This window comes from Epilithonimonas sp. UC225_85, from assembly GCF_042695135.1.
Lineage (GTDB): Bacteria > Bacteroidota > Bacteroidia > Flavobacteriales > Weeksellaceae > Epilithonimonas.
In genome coordinates this window covers 2,610,701-2,629,975 of sequence record NZ_CP170547.1, presented here as the reverse complement: position 1 = coordinate 2,629,975, position 19,275 = coordinate 2,610,701, and the positions used below count along the sequence as shown (strand labels likewise).

Below are 19,275 nucleotides of genomic sequence, written 5' to 3'. Positions count from 1 at the left end.
ATTTAATAATAAAATTTAACAGATAATCTGTAATAATGGATAAATTTTCATTTCTAAATGCTGTACATGCTCAATTAATTGATGATATGTATGCGCAATATCAAAAATACCCGGATTCTTTGGAGCCTTCTTGGAAGTCTTTTTTTCAAGGTTTCGATTTCGCTTTAGAAAACTATGGCGAAGAGGATTCGGTTTCTGCAGCACCTTCTGGTTCTGCTCCTGTTCAATATGCTCAGCAAGCCGTTACGAATAATGCGGTTTCAGAAGATATTTCAAAGGAATTTAAGGTGGTAAATCTGATCGAAGCTTACAGATCAAGAGGACACCTTTTTACAAAAACAAATCCTGTAAGAGAAAGAAGATTTTATTTTCCGACGCTTGATATAGAAAATTTCGGATTGTCTAAGGAAGATCTGAATAAGAAATTCAATTCTGCAACCCAAACCGGTATGGCTGGACCTGCAACATTGCAGGAAATTATTACGCATCTTCAGAACATCTATTGTGATTCTATCGGTGTGGAATATATGCACATCCAGAATGTTGAGGAGAAAAAATGGATCATGGAATGGGTAAACGTCAACGAAAACCATCCAAATCTTTCTGCTCAGGAAAAAACAGAGATTCTTTTCAAATTGAACCAGGCGGTGGCGTTTGAAAATTATCTTCATACAAAATTCGTAGGTCAGAAACGTTTCTCTCTGGAAGGAGGCGAATCTTTGATCCCAGCTTTGGATCAGTTGATCACAAGGTCTTCTCAATTAGGCGTTGATGAGGTTGTTCTTGGAATGGCTCACAGAGGACGTCTTAATGTATTGACTAATGTTTTCCAAAAGTCATACAAGCAGATCTTTTCAGAATTCGAAGGAAAAGAATTTGAAGAAGATGTATTTTCCGGCGATGTTAAATACCACTTGGGTTCTTCAAAAAAAATAACAACTGCGAACGGAGAAGAGGTTAGAATTAATTTAACGCCGAATCCATCGCACTTAGAAACTGTTGCTGCCCTTGTAGAAGGAATCTGCAGAGCTAAAGTTGACAACGTTTACAAAGACGATTATTTGAAAGTTTTACCAATCGTAATCCACGGAGACGGTGCTATTGCTGGTCAGGGTATCGTTTATGAGATTGCTCAGATGATGAATCTTGAAGGATACAAAACGGGTGGGACAGTTCATATCGTTGTGAATAATCAGGTTTCTTTCACAACCAATTATACAGATGCGAGATCGTCTGTTTACTGTACAGATATTGCAAAAGTGACAGATTCTCCGGTGATGCACATCAATGCTGATGATGTAGAAGCTGTAGTTCACGCGATTAGATTTGCAGCAGATTTCCGTGCGAAATTTGGTAAAGATGTTTATATCGACCTTTTAGGTTATAGAAAATATGGTCACAATGAAGGTGACGAACCAAGATTTACTCAGCCAAATCTTTATAAATTAATCTCAAAACATCAGAATCCAAGAGAGATCTACAAAGATCTTTTGATCAAAGAAAATGTGGTTTCTGACGAAGTGTTGAGCAAGATGGAGAAAGAATTCAAAGCTTTGCTTGATGAGAATTTTGACGCTTCCAAAGAAATCGAGAGAAATACGATGGACGTCTTTATGAAAGACGACTGGACAGATTTCCCTCTCGGAACTAAAGGTGCTGTTGCGAATTCAAACGTTGACACCACTTACGACCTTGAGAAATTAAAGGAACTTGCGGTTAAAATATCAACACTGCCCGCAGATAAGAAATTCATCAATAAGATCACAAGACTTTTTGAAACAAGATTGAAAATGATAGAGAGTAATTCTCTTGATTGGGCAACAGGAGAGTTGTTGGCTTATGCAACCCTTCTTACTGAAGGTTACAATGTGAGACTATCCGGAGAAGATGTGGAGAGAGGAACTTTCTCTCACCGCCACGCAGTTGTAAAAACTGAAGACACGGAAGAAGAATACATCCCATTACGACATATCAACGAACAAAGATTTGATGTTTATAATTCACATCTTTCAGAATATGGTGTTCTTGGATTCGATTATGGTTATGCAATGGCTGCTCCTAAAACATTGACAATCTGGGAAGCTCAGTTCGGAGATTTTACAAACGGTGCACAAATCATTGTTGACCAATATCTCGTTGCTGCTGAAGAAAAATGGAAGATCCAGGATGGTTTGGTAATGATGTTGCCTCACGGATCCGAAGGTCAGGGTGCAGAACACTCTTCTGCTAGACTTGAGAGATTCCTGACGCTTGCTGCAAATGAGAATATCATCGTAGCGAACATCACTTCCCCAGCCAACTATTTCCACTTGTTGAGAAGACAAATGAAATTCGGATTCAGAAAACCATTGGTCATTATGACGCCTAAATCTCTATTGAGACATCCTAAAGTAGTTTCTCCACTAGAAGATCTGGCAACAGGAAGTTTCCAGCCAATTTTAGACGATCCAACGGCTGATCCTGCAAAAGTGGAAAGATTGGTACTTTGTACTGGTAAATTATATTACGATCTATTAGCTAAGAAAGAAGAATTGAATGATGATAAAGTAGCTTTGGTAAGATTGGAGCAAGTTTATCCATTGAACTTTGAAAAGATCACAGCGATCTTCGATAAATATAATAACAAAAAAGATTTGATCTGGGCTCAGGAAGAACCTGAAAATATGGGTGCCTGGAGTTTCATTTTAAGAAATTTCCGGGATACAAATATCCAGTTGATCTCTCCAGTTGCCAGCGGAACGCCAGCGCCGGGAAGTCACAAGATGTTCGAAAAAAACCAAACGAAGATCATCAATTCTGTTTTTCAATGTAACGATGAACCTGCAAAGAGACCAGTTACAGCTTAATAAAATTAATAAACTATAAAGAATAGCAGTCCTCACAGATTGTTCTGAAATTAAAAACAAAAAAGAGTATGTCAATATTAGAAATGAAAGTTCCTTCACCGGGAGAATCTATCACAGAAGTAGAAATTGCGACTTGGTTAGTACAAGACGGTGATTACGTAGAAAAAGATCAGCCAATTGCAGAAGTAGATTCTGATAAGGCAACTTTGGAGCTTCCTGCTGAACAGAGTGGTATCATCACTTTGAAGGCTGAGGAAGGTGAAGTGGTTCAGGTTGGTCAAGTAGTTTGTCTTATCGATATGGATGCAGCCAAGCCAGCAGGAAGTGCTGCCCCGGCTGAAACTCCAAAAGAAGAGCCTAAAGCTGAAGTTAAAAAAGAAGAACCAGCACCCGCTCCAAAAGCTGAGGCTGCAAAAACTGAAACTTACGCTGCTCAAACGCCTTCTCCTGCTGCTAAAAAGATCCTTGACGAAAAAGGGATTGCTCCAAGTCAGGTAAGTGGTTCTGGCAGAGATGGCAGAATTACAAAAGATGACGCTGTCACGGCTTCGGTTCCTGCAATGGGAAGCGCAAGTGGCGGAAACAGAGGTTCATCAACTACAAAGCTTTCAGTTCTTAGAAGAAAGATCGCTGCAAGATTGGTTTCAGTGAAAAACGAAACGGCTATGTTGACGACTTTCAACGAGGTTGATATGTCCGAGATTTTCAGAATTAGAAAACAATATAAAGAAGAATTTGCTGCAAAGCACGGAATCGGTCTTGGATTTATGTCTTTCTTCACGAAAGCGGTAACCAGAGCATTAAAACTTTACCCAGATGTTAATGCGTCTATCGATGGTGATTTCAAGATCAATTATGACTTTGCAGATATTTCTATTGCGGTTTCCGGACCAAAAGGTTTGATGGTTCCGGTTCTTAGAAATGCAGAAAATATGTCTCTGAGAGGCGTTGAAGCTAACATCAAAGACCTTGCTCTTAAAGTAAGAGACGGAAAAATTACAGTTGACGAGATGACTGGTGGAACATTCACTATCACCAATGGTGGAACTTTCGGATCGATGTTATCTACTCCGATCATTAACCCGCCACAATCTGCAATCTTGGGAATGCATAACATTATACAAAGACCAGTTGCAGTTGACGGACAAGTTGTAATTCGTCCAATGATGTACGTTGCAATGTCTTATGACCACAGAATCATCGACGGAAAAGAATCCGTAGGTTTCTTGGTAGCTGTAAAAGAAGCAATCGACAATCCGGTTGAATTCCTAATGGATGGCGACGAAAGAAGAGCTTTGGAATTGTAATTAATTTCAATAATATAAATTTAAGAGAGCAAAAACTTGCTCTCTTTTTTTGTTATATTTAATTATAAAATTGAATTATGATGGAGTGTTTTGAATTGCCACTTTACAAAAAATCCCAAGAAATCTACGACACTCTGAAGGTTATAACAGATTTGTTTCCAGACGATAATGATTATTTGCAAACTGTTAAGCAATATTTACTGAGCGATAGTATGATAATTCAGGCAAAGATTTGTGGAGCCGAGGCTGTAAAATTGTATGATATTAAAATGGAGAATGCAAGTATCATAAGAAAAGCGGCTAGAGATATTTTGGTTGGAGGAAATAATTTGGAACACTTTGGTTTTTCCGAAGCAAAATATTATCATCTCGTCAGAAAACTGGTTGAGGAGTTTCGAATTTTGTTTATCGATTGGGTCGCAACTTTCAATCCCAAGCATTTCATTGTCGACGATTGGGGTTTGTTTAATCCACCCGGAATTTCGCCGGATTATATTCAAACTGATGACGAACTTGATTTTCTGGATGAAGACGGCGACAATTATTAATGTTACCGGGAAAGCCGATGAATACGTGAAGATGCCTCAACGGAGTGAATCACCGGCTCAACGTAACGCTTCACTACTTCATCGTAATTAATCAATGACGTAACGTAATGAATCAAGGGCACAACATAATGCTTCAATGAAGTAAAGTAATGAATCAATGATCCAACGAAGTAAATTAAAGAGCCTTTGTAGTGAATCAACGACTTATAGAAATATGATTACATTCCTTTGAAGAGTTTGAAGTTTATGCTGAGCTTGTCGAAGTACCTTTATGAACCTTAAAATGTTTTCAATAATTAATAAAATCTTTGCGCAATTTGCGTTCAAAAAAAAATCTAATTAAACAAAAACCATTTCCAAAATTCACAATTAATCCTTACTTTTGAGCAATGGAAAATTTCATCGTATCCGCACGCAAGTACCGTCCGCAAGAGTTTGACACTGTTGTTGGGCAATCGCACGTTACCGATACTTTGGAACACGCCATCGACGAAAGTCAACTGGCTCAGGCTCTGCTTTTTTGCGGACCAAGAGGTGTGGGTAAAACGACTTGCGCCAGAATCCTTGCCCGTAAAATCAATGAAAAATCCGGTGCTGCTGATGATGACGGTTTTGCATTTAACATTTATGAATTAGATGCCGCTTCCAACAACTCGGTGGACGACATCAGAGAACTTATTGACCAAGTGAGATTTGCGCCTCAAGTCGGAAAGTATAAAGTTTATATTATCGATGAGGTTCATATGTTGTCTCAGGCCGCTTTCAACGCATTCCTGAAAACTTTGGAAGAACCGCCGGCGCACGCTATTTTCATCTTAGCAACAACTGAGAAACACAAAATCATTCCAACGATTCTTTCCAGATGTCAAATCTATGATTTCAAAAGAATTACGATTGAGGATATCCAGGAGCATTTGAGAAAAATTGCTGAGAAGGAAAGCATCACTTACGAAGATGATGCACTTTATCTCATAGCTCAAAAAGCAGATGGCGCTTTGAGAGATGCTTTATCAATTTTTGATAGATTAAGTACATTTTCTCAGAAAAATATAACGCTCGAAAAAGCAGCAGAAGTTCTTAATATTCTGGATTACGATCAATATCTGAAAATCGCTGATTTGTCGAAAGAAAATGATATTCCGGGCGTTTTGACAGCTTTTGATGAGATTGTTAAAAAAGGTTTTGACCCGCATATTTTCATTGCCGGGTTGGGAAATCATTTCCGTGATTTGATGATGGCTCAGAATCCAAAAACTTTGAACCTGATCGAAGTTGGAGAAAAAACAAAAATAAAGTTTGCAGAACAATCCCAAAAATGGAAAGCCCAGGAATTGATAGACGGCATCGAGATTTGTAATTTCGCCGACATTAATTATAAAAATTCCAAAAATCCACGTTTGACTGTTGAGATTGCCTTGATGCAATTATCAAGTCTCACTGCAGGTTTGGAAGCTAAAAAAAAAAGTTCTTAATATTAGCGCCGCTTCTTGAAGCTAATTTAATTTCCGATACAAAACCCGTTTCCACTGAACCTAAACCTCAGACAGAAGCAAAACCAGAAACCGCAAAATCAATTTTTGAAGAACCTAAAAAGGTCATCCAGAAAGCGTCTGAACCTATTGCCAGAAGTTCGTCGAATTCCCAATTCAGCATCAAAGCGGCTTTAGAGAAAAAGGAAGAAACTCAAAAAGATGAATTTGCAGAGATTAAGGATGAAAACCTTCCTTCCAATCATTTTTCTCAAACCGATATTGATAACGCGTGGAATATCTTCCTGAAAGATCTGGCAAAAACCAATACTTTTGTTTTAAATGCGATCAGCAGCTTCAAATTAGAAAAATCTGATGAACATCTAATTATTGTCAAATATTCTTCGGAAACAGCAAAAGCAGAGTTTGACAAACTGAGCATCGAATTCTTTAACCATTTCAAACACAAGGTCAATAACTTTAAGATTGAAGTTGAATATCAAACAGATTTAACAATCAAGAAGGAAGTAATGACCAAAAGAAAAATCTTTGAAAAGTTTGTGGAAATCAATCCGCTTTTAAAAGATTTGGATGATTTGATGAGATTCGATTTGACTTAGTTCTTATTTTGACAAAATGTTTAAAACAAGATGTAATAAAGCCTATTCCTAAGTTGTCATAATAACAGGACTGAAAATAACCATAAAATTCAAAAATGAAAAAACTGATTCTTGTTATCTTATTGATAGTTGGATTTTCCACATTTGCTCAGAAAACTGTAACTGAAAAACAGATTTTCGCTGCAATGGATGCTCAGGCAACGATATTCTTGAAAGAGTCAAAAGCAAATTCTTTCTCCATCGGAATCGTGAAAGATGGAAAAACTTATACAAGACATTACGGCGAAATTGACAAAGGAAAAGGTAACAAAGCCAATAATTCAACACTTTTTGAAATTGCTTCGGTTACGAAATTATTTACAGGAACATTGGTTGCAAAAGCTGTTTTGGACGGGAAAATCAGTTTGGATGATGACATCAGAAAATATATGACAGGTTCTTATCCGAATCTTCAATTTAATGGAACGCCTGTAACTATTAAGGATTTGGTTTCTTTGAAATCCGGTTTTGATAAAGATTTGCCTGACAGAAGTGAATTGTTGAAAGTAAGGAATGACAGCACGGCTTTCAAAATTGAAAAATTGGAAAAAGCTTACACAAAAGAACAGTTTTTCAAAGACTTGAAATCTATAAAAGTGAAAACTTTGCCAGGGACAGTTTATAATTATAACAATGGAACTTTACAACTGACAGCAAATATTCTTGAAAATGTTTATGGGAAAAGCTATGAAACTTTACTGAAAGAAAATATATTAATTCCTTTAAAATTAAATCACACAAAACTTCATATCAATCAAAATGAAACCATTGCGAATGGTTACGATGGAAACGGCGTTTTGATGCCATTTTTGCCATACTCGCTTTGGGGAGCGCAAGGTTATTTAAAATCGACGTTAACGGATTTGACCAGATTTCTGAAATTTGAATTGGATAAAAATAATCCACTCGTTCAGGAATCACAACGGGATTTGCTCAATAATAAAAATTACTGGAACGCTTATTTTTGGGATGAAGTGACCGTAAATCACAACGGGCGAAATGCCAGAAAACACGGAGGCGCTTTTGGAACGCAGAATTTGTTTTGGGTTTTTCCGGATTACAACATAGGAATTTCTGTAATTACCAATCAGGGTGGCGAAAATACTTATGGGAATCTGTACAACGCTGTCCAAAATCTGATTGACGATTTGAAACCGTTTGGTCAGAAATTAATCGGAAGAGAAATTGAGAAGAAATGTTTTGAAAACATCGATTCCGGAATTGCTTATTACAAAGAACTAAAGAAAAGTAAACCAGATTTCTACAACTTTTCTGATGAAGCTGAACTTAATAATCTGGGTTATAAATTAATGAGAAGTGGAGCAGTAACGTCATCCATCAAGCTGTTTCAACTCTATGTCGCAGAATTTCCAAACTCAGCAAATCCTTATGACAGTTTAGCAGAAGCTTATTTTAATAACAAAGAATATGCACTTTCCAAAAAGAATTATCAGAAATCTCTGGAACTGAATCCTGGAAATGATAATGCGAAAGAGATGCTTAAAAAAATTGAAGAGATAAAGTATTAATTTGTGATATTAAGATATTTAAATTGTTTTTAGAACGGAAAAATTTTGAGGATCTTTTGAAACATCTTTTTGTCTTTTCTTTATGAAGTCTGTTGGCCGGATCCCATTAATTTCTCTAAATAAATTAGAAAAATTCGTTCTGGAAGCAATACCGCATTTTTCCGCTAATGTTTCTATTTTATAACTTAGATACACTTTGTCGTTATATAACTTGTTGGTAATATAGTTTATCCGCAACTCACTAAGATACCGATTGAAGTTGACGCCTTTATATTCATTAATAATCTGAGAGAGATAATTGGAATTGGTGTGGAGCTTATGAGCTAGTTTGTTTAAGGTCAATCCCTGTTCTATAAATCCTGATTTTTCTTCAAAATTTTTCAATTTTGCTAATATCGTATCAATAAGTTCCTGATTTAAGGAAGATTTGTCATCGTCTTTTAATTTTAAATCAAATTTTTGTTGTGGGATATAAGAGTTATTTAGAATTCTGTTTTCTAAAATTCTGTAATTTATTTTTATTCTTTTTTCATTTCTATATTTTATGAAAATGACGAAGATAAGAGCCGCTGCGAAAAAAATAAGCCCGATAATGATCCAGACGCCCCAGGAAGTTTTTCTTTCCAGCCTTTCTTTTTCTTCCTGCAAAGTTTTTGTGTCATATTCTTTATGAATGGTGGATGACAGATAAGAAAAATCATTAGAAATAATCCTGTCCGCTTTTAAAAGCTGTTTTGTGTAATAGAGTTCTTTCGGATCATTTTTTTCCTTCTTATAATGATTGATCAGCAGCTCATAGTTCTCACGAAGTTCCGGGAGTATAAAATTGTGCTTTTGAAAAATTGAATCAACTTTTTGGAAATATATTATTGCTTTTGGCGAATTGTCTAATGCCAGATAGGATTTACCGATATAATAGTAATCAACTGTAGCCCAGGCAAAATCTTTGATTTGAGCAATTGGCTTCAGAGATTTTTGTAGATTATTGAGAGCAATGGCGAATTGTTTTTTACGAAGTTCTTCAATCCCTTTTTCCTTTAAAAAATAACCATATTCCTGTTGATAATCAGTGCTGTTTTGAGTTTGCGAAAGTCCAAGATTAATTAAAGAATCTACAGATTTATAATGATTAAGATTTCTCTGACAGACTATGATCCTGTGCAGACTATTGTAATAACCTTTTTTATTATTGAAAATTATATTTGGATGCGCATTTTCCTGTGACTTTTTATAGAAATAATCGTTTGCTTTCTGAAAATGTTCCAAAGCAGAATCATAATACCCCAAATAGCTTTTTACAATACCAAGATGATAAAGGATTTCATTTTTTAGATATTCATCATTAGAATTTTCAGAATATTGGTGAGCCTTCAGATATTCTTCTAATGCAGGTTTGTATTTTTTATAGTTAAAATAATAGATGATGCCTTTTCCCAGATAAGCATCACTGATCAGATCATTGTTTTTTGACATTAATGCGGCTGTGATTGTGCTGTCTGCGTACTTTAATTTTTCATTTGCAGAATTTGAATAGAACACGGCATCTTCATAAGCCTGGACGAGTTGAGAATAATTTTTCTTTTCCTTGGCGAGAAAAATATATTGATTCAAATATTGAAAAGCGCGGGTGTCATTTTCAGGATAATTTTCATAATTCTTTTTGAGATTATAATAATCACTGAATTTCTTCTGCTGCGAAGAGAAGATTCCATAAAACAAAAACACAATCAAGAAATAATTTTTTTTCATATTCATAAAATAGAAATCTAATCTTTCTGAACTAAAGTAATCAAAAACCAGGCTAAAAAACGAATTATTTCTTTTTTAAATATTAATAAAATTAGCCTTTTAATGTTTTTTTTTATCTACATATAAATCAATTATTTAAGTATTAGTAACCATAATTATAAACCTGTGCTTATTTCCAAATAAGCACCACCATTGCTTTGAAACCTGAAATTTGTCTGATAAATTCGTCTCAGAATTCTAATTAACCAACCGGCCGGGATAACTTTAAACTTAAGAACATGAAAAAGTTTATCTCAACAATTTCAATTTTAGCAATTGTAATTTTTACAAATTCCTGCAGAGCGCAAGACGAAGATTTAGAAACAGAAACCTTTAACAAAAAACAAACAGACAACATTTTTAAAAGAGACAATGACAGTATAACAATAGATAGTGCAACTGCTATAACTAATCAAATACCGGCTGATCCGCCTCCAAAGAACGGGCATCAATGGTAATATGAAAAAAATATTGCTGGTTTTATGAACAGACCATGAAGCCGGCAATTTAAAAACTAATAACTATGAAAACCAATAAAACAATAAAATGAAATGATAAATAGAAGAATTTTCTCAGAAATGAGTAGAAGTTTTGAATATTTATTATGCAGCTATTAAAACACAAACTTGACTTTAACAATAAATATAATTGCTATGGAGTTCATGAAAAAAAATACAATACTCGCGATTACTATATTTACGAATATACTATACGCACAAGTTGGGATTAATACATCGGATCCTAAATCAACATTGGATATTAACGGAAATTTAAAAGTTCGGAATGTTACAACTATAACTTCGTTAAATAGTAACTACACACTTTTGCTGAGAGATAAGACCGCTACAACCGGAGACTCTGAAGTGAAAGAAATAAGTTCTGATATTTTGAACGCTAATGCTTATTATGCATCCAAAAGCGGATCCTGGTCTCTTCTGGATCTGGGATTGGGAAATTACTGGTCAAAAATTAATCTTACGGGGGCAAACGACACAAAACTTGGGGCTCAATCCCTTTTCAATACTGGAGTATATACAGCTCCGCAAGCCGGGATTTATGTAATTAATTATGAATTTCAGTTTGCTTCGGGTGTTAATTTGGAGGCATTGGGCGGAAAAAAACTTGGAATTATAAAAAATGGCAGCACAGTTTGGGATGAGAAACTTTTTGACGGTGTTCGAGTATCACTGTTGGGTGTTACACTTGCAGCAGTACCGCTGACTTCTACAAAACTAACATCGCTGGTACAACTCGGCTCTGGCGATACAATAACTTTTGCGGTTAATGTTTCAGGTTTATTACCGGCTGATATCACACTGCTCAATAGTGCAAAAGTGAATGTTTACATTTATAAAATTTCCAATTAAAACAATTATTTTCTTACACCGAAACACAAATGAAGTTTAAGGATTCATTTCATATATTAATTTTAACAGAAGCAGGATTTTCCTGCTTCTGTTTTTTTATTTAAAAATTTAATTAATTTTATAACATTCCATTTCTTATAAATTTATATATTTGTTTAAGATTTCGATAAATTAGTTGAAATCGATTAACCCAATTAAGTGCTAAAAGCCTTCTGATAAGGCAATTAATAAATGGAATCAACCAATTTTCCATACTTTACAACTTCTGTATCTGCCAAATATTTTGGTGGATCATTTAGCTTTTTTGGATCTTATTATAGAAATTTCAGAAACTATTACCGATTTTATTGGTTTAGCTAACTGAATTTCTTTCTCAAAAATATACGGAACAGTTCAAATTTCCGTAACTCATTTAAAGTTTTTAAACGTTATTTTTTGGAAAAGAATTATAAATCAATATTTATAACAGATATACTATTGCATTAATTTAAAATATATAATTTAAAATATGAACTTAAACGAATTAAAGAACGATTGGATCCAGGACTTTGCAAATCCAATGATTATTGCAGGACCTTGCAGCGCAGAAAGTGAGTCGCAAATGCTGGGAACGGCCAAAAGACTGAAAGAGAGCGGTGCAGAGATCTCAGCTTTTCGTGCCGGAATCTGGAAACCAAGAACAAAACCAAACGGCTTCGAAGGAGTAGGAGTGATTGGTCTCAACTGGCTGAAAAAAGTGAAGGAAGAATATGGTTTCAAGACAGCGACTGAGGTTGCGAATGCACATCACGTTTTTGCAGCGTTGGAGGCAGATGTAGATATTCTTTGGATCGGCGCACGTTCCACTGTAAATCCTTTTACAGTTCAGGAAATTGCTCAGGCATTGAGAGGAACCAACAAACCAATCTTGGTAAAAAATCCAGTGAATCCGGATTTGGCACTTTGGATCGGCGCTTTGGAAAGGCTTTTAGGGCAGGGGATCGAAAATGTTGGCGCAATACACAGAGGTTTTTCAACTTACCAAAAAACAAAATACAGAAACATTCCGAACTGGCAGATCGCTCTGGATTTCAAAAATCAATTCCCGAATATTCCATTGTTTATTGATCCGTCGCACATTTGTGGTAATAGGACCGGTTTGGCCGGTGTTGCACAGGAAGCTTTCAACGTTGGATATCAAGGAGCCATCATAGAAAGTCACGAAGATCCGGACAACGCTTGGAGCGACGCTTCACAACAGATTACGCCGGAAGTTTTGGCAGAAATGATTAATAATCTTCAGATCCGGAATTCCGATATTTCTGGTTACGAGGAAGAGATGGGAAAACATAGAACGCTCATCAGCGATATGGATTTCCAATTGATCGAATTATTGTCTCAAAGAATGAAGATCTCCGAAAAGATCGGAACTTTGAAAAAAGAAAATAACATTGCGATCTTCCAGCCGGAACGTTGGAAAGTGATCACAGAATACGCCAACCAAAAGGCGAGCGAAACAGGAATGTCCCAAGAATTCATCGAGAAAGTTTTCAAAGCGATCCACGAAGAAAGTATTGAAGTTCAGAATAACATTATGATTGACAGATAATTTTTTAAATGTTGTCAGTCTGAGGCTCTCGAAGACTTTTAATTATTTGGGCAGCTTTTCCGTCCTCCGTTCCCGCTATTTTTTGCCAGATGTTTTCAGTTAGAAAGAAACTTTAGTAATCTGCAAAAAATGAGCTCCACTCAGGCCGGGCTGCAGATTCTGTGTTTAAAGAAAATGTCAACCAATTTGATGATTTTCACTTTTATTGGACAAAGCGTCATTTGAGGTTGAAAATCCGTAGCCCCGATTGCAGTGGAAATCCTTTTATTTTTTAAGAAAAAATAAAAGATTGCAACGAAAAGCGGGAAATAGCTCCTAATAAAATTTCAGAAAATAAAAGAACCCTTTCAGATTTCAAGCTCTGAAAGGGTTTTTATTTATAAAGACGATAAAAAGCTTTAACTAGATAATGTAATTTGCAGTAAATTGCTAAAAAATTAATTATACATAAATGAAAAAATATAAATTTCAAGTTTTAATTATAGTAATTTTTATTATTTCATTATTTTTTAATGCTATTATTGTATCAGATTATAATGGAAGTATAAAATATAATGGGGGAGAATTATTATTGTCAGGTTTTTTTGCCTTTTTAGGTGGAGGAATTTTTGAAACAATTATTTGGACAGCAAATCCTTTATTTTTAAACTCAATTATTTTTTCAAGAAAATATCCGCAAATAGCAATTTTGTTTTCAATTTTATCATTTGGCTTATCATTAAGTTTTCTTTTTTGGAATGAAATTTTAGTTTCTGAAAATGGAAGGATGGGTAAAATTATTGAATTTAATTTTGGTTATTGGATTTGGATAATGTCAATTTTATTATTAAACCTATATAATATTTACTCGATTATAATTAAAATAAAAAATAAAACTTTATTTAAAAAAAGCTAATTATAGCTTCTTTTTTATTGATGATGATTTTAAATCTCTAAATTTGCCATACAATATAAAAATTTACTTTTTGAAAGGAATCATCATCAAATCTACTGGCAGCTGGTATCAGGTTTTGGAAGCAGAATCTAAAACTGTTTATGAAGCCAGAATCCGGGGCAAATTCAAATTGATAAAAACCAGACTTACAAATCCGCTTGCAGTAGGAGATGAAGTAGAATTCTCTTTGGAGCAGGATGATGTAGCTTGGATTACGAAGATCTTTCCTAGAAAAAATTATCTCATCAGAAAATCGGTTAATCTTTCCAAAGAAGCGCATATTATTGCTTCCAATGTGGATGTTGCATGTTTTATTTATACTTTGAAATTCCCGGAAACATCGTTAGGCTTTTTGGATCGTTTTCTTGCCTGCTGCGAAGCTTATAACATTCCGACTTTGATATTATTCAATAAAATGGATACTTTGAACGGCGAAGAAAAAGAGATCGTGGAAAACATCGAAGGAATGTATCAAAACATCGGTTACGACACTTTGAATATCTCTTCCTACACAAAACTGAATCTCAATTTTCTCATCGATAAAATTAAAGATAAAACGTCTGTATTCTTCGGACATTCCGGATGTGGAAAATCAACTTTGGTGAATGCGATGCAGCCTGATCTTCATATCAGGACAGGAGAAATTTCGGAATCTCAGCTCAAAGGAAAACATACGACGACTTTTGCACAGATGCATTTCTGGGATTTTGGCGGTTCGGTTATCGATACACCGGGCGTTCGGGAATTTGCAATGATAGATGTTCAGAAAGAAGAAATCCAGCATTATTTTCCGGAGATTTTCAAAGCGGGGAGAAGTTGCAAATATCACAATTGTATGCACATCAATGAACCAAAATGTGCCGTTTTAAATAGTCTGGAAACCGGAGAAATAGAGGAAACAAGATACATCACTTATCTAAAGCTGATGGAAGAAGCAGAAGAGATGAATCAAATCTAAAATAAAAAGTCCTGAACGAAAATCAGGACTTTTATTTTATTTAGAACCGAAAAGTTTAGAACTTCCAGCCAACTGTTACGAAGAAATTATCTCTTTTGTTTTTTACTTTGGAAACAGCGTAAGAATCGCTTAACAATTCAACACCGGAAGGATTATAATAACCCGATGTTGTGTAAGAAGAAGCATTATCACTTGTTTTAACACCATATAAAAAAGGACTTGAGTATTCAGAAGAAATGTTCTGATAAGAAGCATCTATATAAAAAGCTTTGAAGTCATAACCTAAACCCGCACCAATCGTATTTCGTTTTCCTACAAGAAGATTAGAAAAAGATTGGTTAGAAGTAGAGCCATTATCGTTATAGCCTGACAGTGAAATATTATCAAAACTATTTCCCTGATAGGCATAACCACCACGAAGTCTGAAGCCGGCAACTCTGTATTCTGCACCAACTCGTACCTCAGAAGAATTTTTATAAGAATCATCGAAGAAGTCGTTTAATTCTTCTTCAGCATAGCCGTATTCTTTATATTTTGGTTTTGTAATCCCTTGTATAAAATCAACATTCAAAGCGAAGTTTTTGCTTGGAACAAAAGCTGCACTCAGAGTTGCTTTCATAGGTGTTGACAATTTTCTGTCTTCGCTGTAAACATCATATTGGTTTGTGTCAATATAATACTGATTATAAACTCTATCTATGCTCCACCACGTTGGTGATTCAATAGCCGCACCAAGTCGGAATTGATTACTTACCTTAGTAATTACACCGACATTTGCAGAAAAACCTTCGCCTTTTTCTTTAAAATTCGTGTATTGTTTATCAAAAGTTGTTACATAATTTCCTGATGAAAAATTAGCAATGTCATTTTGATCTATGTAAGAATTATGAAAATTAAGTCCTGCTCCAAAATAAAAACGGTTATCATAATTAGCACCAACTGTAAAATTGGTTTTAGAAAGATCACCATATCGGTCGTAAGCGTGACCAGAATATGAATAAGCTGTTGGAGTTGCTGTAATAGATGTGTTTGATAATTTTATATTTTCATTTCCGGCAGCTTCAGAATAATTATCAATAGACTGCGTAGAGTAATTAACACCTATGTTTATGAATTTCCATTTAGATCCCAATTCCTCAAGGTTGATACTGAGAACACCTCCGGAATTATTAAGATCTGTATTGTTGATTTTATAACTCATTGGAACTCCAGCGAGCGTAGTCGTATTTTTATTACTATTAACTCCTAAAGTCAAATTTAAGTCACTCGTAATGAATACGCCTATACCGGCAGGATTGACACTTGCTGAGGAAATATCCCCACCCAAGGCTCCGATTGATCCTGCCATTGCATTATATTTTGCAGTTCCGTTGATCGGATTTGCAGAGTAAACATCTACTGTATTTGTAATTACCGATACATCCTGAGCTTTGAGGTAAACAAAAGAGACAGGAATACTAAGGAGTAATAAAGTCTTTTTTAGCATTTTAATATGAAATGTATTTTAAAATTTAAAATTATCTTCTTCCACCGCCGCCACCGGATCTCATTCCGCCACCGCCGCCTGAACCACCAGATCTGAATCCGCCGCCACCGGAATTGAATCCGCCTCCAGAGTTACCTCCGGATCTTGATGGTGCAGAATAGGAGTCATTTCTGAAACCGCCATTGTTTGGTGAAGTTCTCACTCCTCCGTTATTAGGATAAGTCTGAGTTCTTGTTCCTCCATTGTTAGGGAAGTTAGGTCTAATACCGTTGGAAGTTCTTACACCTCCATTAGGGAAGTTTGGTCTGATGCCGTTAGAAGTTCTTATACCATTATTAGGATTTCTAAAACCACTATTCATATTTCCAACTTCATTTCTTATATTTCTGTTTGGACGGAATCCGCTGTTATTGATTCCCTGAAAACGGCTGGTGTTTCTGCCGATACCTCTGTTTTGAGAGATCATCCCACCAAGTCTTCCTCCATTGACACCCGATCTGTTATAAATCGGACGGTAATAGTTTCCTCCATAATATCCGCCTCCATAGTAACCGCCCCAGCCAAATCCGGAATAGAACGGATCATAAAATCCGCCGCCCCAGCCCCAAGGCGAGTAGAAAGAACTACCCCAGCCGAATCCCAATCCCCAACCCCAAGAGTTGAAAGGACTGTTCCAGCCATAGATTCCGTAGCCTGGATATCCCCAGCCACCAAAACCTCCGTATCCGAAGCCCATTCCCCAACCGCCATAACCCCAATTGTTAAAACTGGTGTAATTGGTTTCTGTTCCGGTGTAAGATCCCCAGTCAGAATCATTTGTCAAGGCATATCGGTTGTTTTGATCCTGGATATTCTGTTGGTTGTTATCATAGATACTTGGGTAAGTGTCCTGATAATTGTAGTAATCATCAACCTGATTACCATAACTGCCGGAATATGAACCGGCAGGTAAAGAATCCTTGTTAGGATCATAATATACACCATCAGTTTCTGAATAGCCACCTGTGTAGATCACACAAGAAGTCAAAAGAGAACTGCTGGCAATCAAGATCAAAGCTTTTGATTTGATCAGATTTAATAAGTGTTTATTGTTGATATTTTTCATTTTATGAGAAGTATTAAGTTTGCTATATTTGTATTCTTAAAAAGAAACCAAATTTTATACCAGTAATTATTTACAAAGTACCGTAAAATTAGGCTTTTTATTTAGATTAGGAAAAGTTAAAAAAGTTAAAAAATAGTTTAAAAAATTTATGGCAAAATTAACATCAAGAGCAGAAGATTATAGCAAGTGGTATAATGAATTGGTTGTTAAAGCAGATTTAGCAGAAAACTCCAGTGTTAGAGGATGTATGGTGATCAAACCTTATGGTTATGCAATTTGGGAAAAGATGCGTGACGAGATGGATAAAAAGTTCAAAGAAACCGGACATCAGAATGCTTATTTTCCATTGTTTGTACCCAAAAGCTTATTCGAAGCGGAAGAAAAAAATGCAGAAGGTTTTGCCAAAGAATGTGCTGTCGTAACCCATTACAGATTAAAAACAGATCCTAATAATCCAAGCAAATTAATAGTAGACCCAGATGCAAAGCTGGAGGAAGAGCTGGTTGTTCGTCCAACTTCCGAAGCAATTATCTGGAGCACTTATAAAAATTGGATCCAGTCTTACAGAGATTTACCGATCCTTATCAACCAATGGGCAAATGTTGTACGTTGGGAGATGAGAACAAGATTATTCCTTAGAACTGCCGAATTCCTTTGGCAGGAAGGTCACACTGCTCACGCAACAAAAGAAGAAGCTGTTGAAGAAACTGAAAAAATGCTGGAAGTCTATGCCAAATTTGCTGAAGAGTTTATGGGAATTCCTGTTTTCAGAGGAATCAAAACGCCTTCTGAAAGATTTGCCGGAGCGGATGAGACTTATTGCATCGAAGCTTTGATGCAGGATGGGAAAGCTTTGCAAGCTGGAACATCTCACTTCCTTGGACAGAGTTTTCCAAAAGCATTTGATGTGAAATTCACCAATAAAGAAGGTAAATTAGAATATCCTTGGGCTTCATCCTGGGGAACTTCTACAAGATTAATGGGCGCATTGATTATGACACATTCCGATGATCTTGGATTAGTTTTACCTCCAACTCTGGCTCCGATTCAGGTTGTGATTGTTCCGATTTTCAAAGGAGAAGAACAATTGGCTGAAATAAGTGAAGTGGCTTTGGAAATTCAGAACAAATTGAAAGCAAAAGGAATTTCGGTAAAATTTGATAATGATACTCAGAACAAACCGGGCTGGAAATTTGCTGAATATGAACTGAAAGGCGTTCCATTGAGAATCGCACTTGGTCAAAGAGATCTTGAAAATAAAACGGTCGAATTGGCAAGAAGAGATAATTTGACAAAGGAAACTGTCTCTATCGAAGGTCTTGACGTTTATATCGAAGAATTATTGAAAACTATTCAGAAAGATATTTATAACAAAGCATTGAAATTCAAAGAAGAAAATATCACGAAAGTTGATTCTTATGAAGAATTCAAATCTGTTCTGAAGGAAAAAGGCGGTTTCATCCTCGCACATTGGGATGGAACAGCGGAAGAGGAAGAGCAGATCAAGCAGGAAACCAAAGCAACGATCAGATGTATTCCTTTGAATAATGAACAGGAAGATGGTGTTTCCTTAATATCCGGAAAGCCTTCCAAACAAAGAGTTGTCTTTGCAAAGGCATATTAATATTTTAATTTCAAATATTCAAATCCGCCCCAAAATTTTGGGGCGGATTTTTGTTTTAGAGAATCGT

Annotated in this window: 14 protein-coding genes; 11 read left to right on the top strand and 3 right to left on the bottom strand. The window is 35.7% G+C overall.

Annotated elements, in window-relative coordinates; all coding sequences use genetic code 11:
• Positions 1-35: 35 nt before the first annotated feature.
• The 5 genes from ACFJGY_RS12070 to ACFJGY_RS12050 all read left to right on the top strand — a co-directional run bounded on the left by ACFJGY_RS12070 (position 36) and on the right by ACFJGY_RS12050 (position 8,358).
• Positions 36-2,846: a 2-oxoglutarate dehydrogenase E1 component gene (locus tag ACFJGY_RS12070; RefSeq protein ID WP_379964233.1), complete on the top strand. Its 2,811-nt coding sequence runs from the start codon at positions 36-38 to the stop codon at positions 2,844-2,846.
• A gap of 68 nt (positions 2,847-2,914) precedes the next feature.
• The gene (gene odhB / locus ACFJGY_RS12065) at positions 2,915-4,153 is read left to right on the top strand and encodes a 2-oxoglutarate dehydrogenase complex dihydrolipoyllysine-residue succinyltransferase (RefSeq protein ID WP_379964231.1); all 1,239 of its coding nucleotides are present in this window, start codon (positions 2,915-2,917) and stop codon (positions 4,151-4,153) included.
• 77 nt (positions 4,154-4,230) lie between these two features.
• Complete coding sequence (locus ACFJGY_RS12060; RefSeq protein ID WP_379964229.1) at positions 4,231-4,701, top strand: hypothetical protein; 471 nt, start codon at positions 4,231-4,233, stop codon at positions 4,699-4,701.
• A 389-nt stretch (positions 4,702-5,090) separates the two neighbouring features.
• Entirely contained in the window at positions 5,091-6,173 is a 1,083-nt protein-coding gene (gene dnaX, locus ACFJGY_RS12055) for a DNA polymerase III subunit gamma/tau (protein ID WP_379964227.1), read from the top strand.
• 712 nt (positions 6,174-6,885) lie between these two features.
• Complete coding sequence (locus ACFJGY_RS12050) at positions 6,886-8,358, top strand: serine hydrolase (RefSeq protein ID WP_379964225.1); 1,473 nt, start codon at positions 6,886-6,888, stop codon at positions 8,356-8,358.
• 18 nt (positions 8,359-8,376) lie between these two features.
• Here the strand turns inward: ACFJGY_RS12050 and ACFJGY_RS12045 are convergent, their stop codons facing one another.
• Positions 8,377-10,113: a helix-turn-helix domain-containing protein gene (locus ACFJGY_RS12045; RefSeq protein WP_379964223.1), complete on the bottom strand. Its 1,737-nt coding sequence runs from the start codon at positions 10,111-10,113 to the stop codon at positions 8,377-8,379.
• Between the two features lie 272 nt (positions 10,114-10,385).
• Here ACFJGY_RS12045 and ACFJGY_RS12040 point away from each other — a divergent pair, with 272 nt between their 5' ends.
• The 5 genes from ACFJGY_RS12040 (at position 10,386) to rsgA (ending at position 14,993) form a co-directional block, all read left to right on the top strand.
• On the top strand, positions 10,386-10,604 hold the full coding sequence (locus ACFJGY_RS12040; protein ID WP_379964221.1) for a hypothetical protein: 219 nt from the start codon (positions 10,386-10,388) through the stop codon (positions 10,602-10,604).
• Positions 10,605-10,808: 204 nt separating this feature from the next.
• Positions 10,809-11,513: a hypothetical protein gene (locus tag ACFJGY_RS12035; protein WP_379964219.1), complete on the top strand. Its 705-nt coding sequence runs from the start codon at positions 10,809-10,811 to the stop codon at positions 11,511-11,513.
• 508 nt (positions 11,514-12,021) lie between these two features.
• Positions 12,022-13,101 carry a chorismate mutase gene (locus ACFJGY_RS12030; RefSeq protein ID WP_379964217.1) on the top strand — a complete coding sequence of 360 codons (1,080 nt, stop codon included), beginning with the start codon at positions 12,022-12,024 and terminating at the stop codon, positions 13,099-13,101.
• 451 nt (positions 13,102-13,552) lie between these two features.
• Positions 13,553-13,996, top strand: coding sequence for a hypothetical protein (locus ACFJGY_RS12025; RefSeq protein WP_379964215.1), 444 nt, complete (start codon positions 13,553-13,555; stop codon positions 13,994-13,996).
• A 70-nt stretch (positions 13,997-14,066) separates the two neighbouring features.
• Positions 14,067-14,993, top strand: coding sequence for a ribosome small subunit-dependent GTPase A (gene rsgA / locus ACFJGY_RS12020; RefSeq protein WP_379964213.1), 927 nt, complete (start codon positions 14,067-14,069; stop codon positions 14,991-14,993).
• Between the two features lie 55 nt (positions 14,994-15,048).
• On the opposite strand, the gene ACFJGY_RS12015 is transcribed toward rsgA, so the two are convergent.
• Complete coding sequence (locus tag ACFJGY_RS12015) at positions 15,049-16,479, bottom strand: OmpP1/FadL family transporter (protein ID WP_379964211.1); 1,431 nt, start codon at positions 16,477-16,479, stop codon at positions 15,049-15,051.
• 31 nt (positions 16,480-16,510) lie between these two features.
• On the bottom strand, positions 16,511-17,584 hold the full coding sequence (locus ACFJGY_RS12010; RefSeq protein WP_379964209.1) for a prolyl-tRNA synthetase: 1,074 nt from the start codon (positions 17,582-17,584) through the stop codon (positions 16,511-16,513).
• Positions 17,585-17,732: 148 nt separating this feature from the next.
• Between ACFJGY_RS12010 and proS the strand changes: the two genes are divergently transcribed.
• Entirely contained in the window at positions 17,733-19,208 is a 1,476-nt protein-coding gene (proS, locus tag ACFJGY_RS12005) for a proline--tRNA ligase (protein WP_379964207.1), read from the top strand.
• Positions 19,209-19,275: the final 67 nt, after the last annotated feature.

Bases quoted from the DNA above. Each gene is read 5' to 3' on its own strand.
- ACFJGY_RS12070 (WP_379964233.1), top strand. From the start codon at position 36: ATGGATAAATTTTCATTTCTAAATGCTGTACATGCTCAATTAATTGAT.
- odhB (WP_379964231.1), top strand. From the start codon at position 2,915: ATGTCAATATTAGAAATGAAAGTTCCTTCACCGGGAGAATCTATCACA.
- ACFJGY_RS12060 (WP_379964229.1), top strand. From the start codon at position 4,231: ATGATGGAGTGTTTTGAATTGCCACTTTACAAAAAATCCCAAGAAATC.
- dnaX (WP_379964227.1), top strand. From the start codon at position 5,091: ATGGAAAATTTCATCGTATCCGCACGCAAGTACCGTCCGCAAGAGTTT.
- ACFJGY_RS12050 (WP_379964225.1), top strand. From the start codon at position 6,886: ATGAAAAAACTGATTCTTGTTATCTTATTGATAGTTGGATTTTCCACA.
- ACFJGY_RS12045 (WP_379964223.1), bottom strand. From the start codon at position 10,113: ATGAATATGAAAAAAAATTATTTCTTGATTGTGTTTTTGTTTTATGGA.
- ACFJGY_RS12040 (WP_379964221.1), top strand. From the start codon at position 10,386: ATGAAAAAGTTTATCTCAACAATTTCAATTTTAGCAATTGTAATTTTT.
- ACFJGY_RS12035 (WP_379964219.1), top strand. From the start codon at position 10,809: ATGAAAAAAAATACAATACTCGCGATTACTATATTTACGAATATACTA.
- ACFJGY_RS12030 (WP_379964217.1), top strand. From the start codon at position 12,022: ATGAACTTAAACGAATTAAAGAACGATTGGATCCAGGACTTTGCAAAT.
- ACFJGY_RS12025 (WP_379964215.1), top strand. From the start codon at position 13,553: ATGAAAAAATATAAATTTCAAGTTTTAATTATAGTAATTTTTATTATT.
- ACFJGY_RS12015 (WP_379964211.1), bottom strand. From the start codon at position 16,479: ATGCTAAAAAAGACTTTATTACTCCTTAGTATTCCTGTCTCTTTTGTT.
- ACFJGY_RS12010 (WP_379964209.1), bottom strand. From the start codon at position 17,584: ATGAAAAATATCAACAATAAACACTTATTAAATCTGATCAAATCAAAA.
- proS (WP_379964207.1), top strand. From the start codon at position 17,733: ATGGCAAAATTAACATCAAGAGCAGAAGATTATAGCAAGTGGTATAAT.